We start from the raw sequence: 3,819 nt of genomic DNA, 5'->3' as shown, positions 1-3,819 counted from the left end.
TACTGGTTCCAGGCGAAGTCCGCCCACCCGGCGCCGAACCACGGGTGCGTGACGAGCATATGCCAGCCATGGCGCCAGATGGGCAGCCGGTCGGAAACGCCGTGCGCCATGCGCTCCGCAAGTGAGGTCTGTAGATCGAAGTGCCAGCGCAGGTTGGCGTAGGCGACCAGCCAGTTGCACAACTGGTACACGACCAGGAGGCAGACCAGCGGCGCGGTAGCCTTGAGCCATTTGCGGGCGCCTTGGACGCCCGCGTCCGTCGTCAGGATCACCCATCCGGACAGGAGGCCGAGCATGGCCAGATGCAACCAGGCCGTGCGGGAAAACGTTAGGGACATGCCCAGCAGCAACGCCAGCACGACCACCGCCAGCGGCCACCGCCAACTGCGCCATTTGTTGGCCAGCAACAGGCAGGCAGCCAGCCCCATTGCTAGATAGGAGTCCGCGTGATTCGGCTGGTTCAGGTTGCCGCTCAAGCGGCGGCCGGTGTCATCCAGATCCGTGGAAAACAATTCGAAAGGAAGCCCTTGCACGCGAAACAACTGCACAAGCTCCACGCCGAACGTCAAGACGCCGCCCAGCACCAGCCCAACCGCCAACGATTCCACTGCCCCCGGGATCTTTCGGCTGTAGGCTCCCAGGCCACAAGCAAGCACGGCGGCTAGCAGGAAGGCCACGGCAACCAGCGAGAAGAAGGGGTTCAACGGTGGTGCAAATTGCAGTTGCAGGAATAGCGCCCCGATCAAGCCGGCGGGTGCCAGCGCAATCTTTGGCAAGCGGAGCCCGCTTTCGCTTCGCCAAGCTGCCACGAGGATGGCGAGAGCCAGCGTCAACCAGCATACAGCGGCGGCAACCTCGCTGTAGAACGTCGGGATGGGAAACGTGTGGAGCCGCACCAGAAACGGAACACTCCCGCATACCGCAAAGGCAAGCCATAGCGGCAATGACAGAAAGCGAGAACCAAGCATGGGCAACGAAGGAAAAGTGGCCATAGAGTGCCCAACAGACTGACAGGATTTCGGAGGTAAAACCGAACGGGCCGAAGGTGCCGCTGGGAGCCAGTCAGTGCCGGGCAGGTCAGCCTACCGGCAAGCAGGGCAATGGCAAAACAAAGGGCGCCCAAAGGGGCGCCCTGCATTGCAGTCCTTCAATGGTTCAGCAATCGCTGCCTGCCATTTGCAAGGACATCATCGCGTCAGTTAGTTCTGGCAAGACGAAGGCAAGTACGGGAACATTGCCCTCTGCGTCGCGGTCAGGGCGGCAGCCGTGGTTTGGGTACTGTCGTTTGTGGTTTGCGCCGTTGCGCAGGTCCAGCCAACGGTACCGTCCGCCTTGCCTAGGCCGAAGATGGCCAGAAGCTTGGTATCAACGTTCGTATTGCCAGTGTTGTTAAGCGTCAGCACCACCCCGACGTTACTGGTACCAGTGGGTGCGTTGTAGTTGACCAAGGTGACATACTTGGCATTATTCGCAGGCGTCGTGGAGATCGGAGCGTTCGTCGGAAACGCATTGTTGTTGTTTGCGTAAGCCTCCGAAATGGCTGCCCGCGCTGCATCCAGATCCGTCGTCGCTTCCGTCAGCTTCGACTTGATCATGTAGTTGTTGTAGGCCGGCAGCGCGATGGCAGCCAGGATACCGACGATCGCAACCACGATCATCAGTTCGATCAGCGTGAAACCCTTTTGGACACGCTTGTTCATACGACGCATCGACTTCATAAAATCCCCCGGAATGTTTGGTTAAGGTGATGCCGGGGGAGATAGAGCACGGACTGTGCCAGGCGAGAATTGGTTGTTTTCAAGGCCAATCCGACATGAAATTGGCACTCGACCAGCCTCTCTGTGACAATTTTCGACACCAATTGACACAACACGTTAGTTTTGTGGCGCTTGAATCACACACCTTGAGCGATCTTGTAGCAATCCTGAGATGGCACTTGCCCCCGAAGTCCACCATTCAACATGAAACATCCGGCGCCCTCGTAGGTCCCTCTGCATTGCGCTGTTTCCCGATCCGTCAAACGGCGATCGCCGCATCAGGATCAAAAAAACCTGGTCTTGATGCGGCGATCACGGTGTCTGCGTCATTAGCGACGATTACGCATCGCAACAAGTGCGTTCCCACTCAGTTCTGGCAGCTTGCGGGCAGATATGGGTACATCGATGACACGGAAACACCCGACCCGTACGTCGGAGTGTTCGGACCGTTAGCCGTCGCGCAGGTCCAAGTCACAGTGCCGTCGGCTTGGCCGGTACCAAACATGCCAAGATACGCATTGTCGATCTGACTGACTCCGGTATGGCCCAGGGTCAAGATCACGGAAGCGTTGGACCCCGAAACGTTGTAGTGAACCGCAGTGACATAAGCAGCGTTGCTCGCCACTGCCTGCACGATGATCGGAGGCGAGGACTGCGACGGAAAGACACCGCCGTTTGACGTGTAAACCTCAGTGATCGACACCCGCGACGCATCCAGCATGGTCGTCGCCTCGGTCAACTTCGACTTGACCATGTAGTTGTTGTAAGCCGGCAGCGCAATCGCCGCCAGAATCCCAACAATCGCCACAACGATCATCAACTCGATCAGCGTAAATCCGCCTGCTCGACGCGTTGTTCCCTTGCTGTGCTTAAAGCCCATGACCTCTCCCCAAAAGGCATTTTGTTGTGGGGAGGCCACTCGCAGGGACTATGCCAAAGCACACACTGTGTATCTGCGCAAAAACTGGCGCACTTTGGCCGAATCCGAACGCAAGTCTGACCGTTCTTGACAGAATTCCGGACAGAACCCGTCATCACCTACTTTCGGGGGGAATCGTTCAGATTAGGCCTGGCGCAACGTTCGCCGGCCAAGCCACCGGCCTACGCCTACGAGCAGCAGCGCCCCCACGCACCCCACCACTACATCCGCATACGGCACCGCGCGCTCAAACCACGCCGCGTCAATCGGATCGGTGACGAGCATGTCGCCGGCAAGATAGCCAAGGAGCGCCGCCCCGAGCGTGATGATGACGGGGAAGCGCGCCATGACGCCGACCAGCAGCGTGCTGCCGAACACGATCAGCGGCACTGACAACCCAAGCCCCAGCACCAGCAACAGAAACGTCGTGCCCGGCGGCCCCTTCTCGGCCGCGGCGGCCACGGCAACGACGTTATCGAGCGTCATCACAAAGTCGGCGATGAGAATCGTTTGGATGGCAGGCCACAGGCCGTCGCGCTGATGGCGATCGGCGGCTTCCTCTTCGGCTTCCGCGAGCAGCTTCACGCCGATGTAGACCAGCAGCACCGCGCCAATCGTTTTCAGATATGGCAAGGCAAGGAGCTTGACGGCCAGCACGGTCAACACCACGCGCAGCACAATGGCGCCGGCGCTGCCCCAGAAAATGGCCTGCTTCTGCTGGCGCTTCGGCAGGTTGCGTGCGGCCAGCGCGATGACGACCGCGTTATCGCCCGACAGCACGATGTTGGTCAGGATGATGGAGCCGAGTGCGAACCAGAATGCGCTTGAGGTGAGCGCCATAGTGTTGTCGAGGATGTCCTTGGGGGTTGGCGGAAGGTGATTCGGTTTGCAGCCTCTCGCCCGCTTATACACATGTCGTGCCTGGATCGCATGCTGCATCGCGATCAAACAAAAACGGGAGCCGAAGCCCCCGTTCTCGCACAATCTCAAACCTTGTCGATTACAGCATCGCCTTGAGCAGCGCTGCCATTTCCGACGGGTTCTTGGTGGTCTTGATGCCGCACTCTTCCATGATGTCCAGCTTCGCTTGCGCGGTGTCGGCACCGCCCGAGATCAGCGCGCCGGCGTGGCCCATGCGCTTGC

Annotated in this window: 4 protein-coding genes and 1 pseudogene; all 5 read right to left on the bottom strand. The window is 59.5% G+C overall.

The genetic code is table 11. The annotated features are described in order from the left end of the window. Positions 1-992, bottom strand: a 992-nt coding sequence (locus tag QZ609_RS25205) for a pilin glycosylation ligase domain-containing protein (protein ID WP_295500864.1), incomplete at its 3' end; no start/stop codon positions are given. Positions 993-1,199: 207 nt separating this feature from the next. Further along, positions 1,200-1,718, bottom strand: coding sequence for a pilin (locus tag QZ609_RS25200; RefSeq protein WP_295500861.1), 519 nt, complete (start codon positions 1,716-1,718; stop codon positions 1,200-1,202). A gap of 406 nt (positions 1,719-2,124) precedes the next feature. Further along, complete coding sequence (locus QZ609_RS25195) at positions 2,125-2,637, bottom strand: pilin (RefSeq protein ID WP_137910818.1); 513 nt, start codon at positions 2,635-2,637, stop codon at positions 2,125-2,127. Between the two features lie 183 nt (positions 2,638-2,820). Continuing rightward, positions 2,821-3,516: a TerC family protein gene (locus QZ609_RS25190; RefSeq protein ID WP_295500867.1), complete on the bottom strand. Its 696-nt coding sequence runs from the start codon at positions 3,514-3,516 to the stop codon at positions 2,821-2,823. A gap of 160 nt (positions 3,517-3,676) precedes the next feature. Next, positions 3,677-3,819: pseudogene (locus QZ609_RS25185) on the bottom strand (succinate--CoA ligase subunit alpha); the annotation flags it as partial.

The sequence above is a fragment of the uncultured Ralstonia sp. genome, from assembly GCA_913056305.1.
Taxonomy (GTDB): Bacteria; Pseudomonadota; Gammaproteobacteria; order Burkholderiales; family Burkholderiaceae; genus Ralstonia.
The sequence above is the reverse complement of the archived record's forward strand: the minus strand, read 5'-3'. Positions and strand labels throughout refer to the sequence as shown.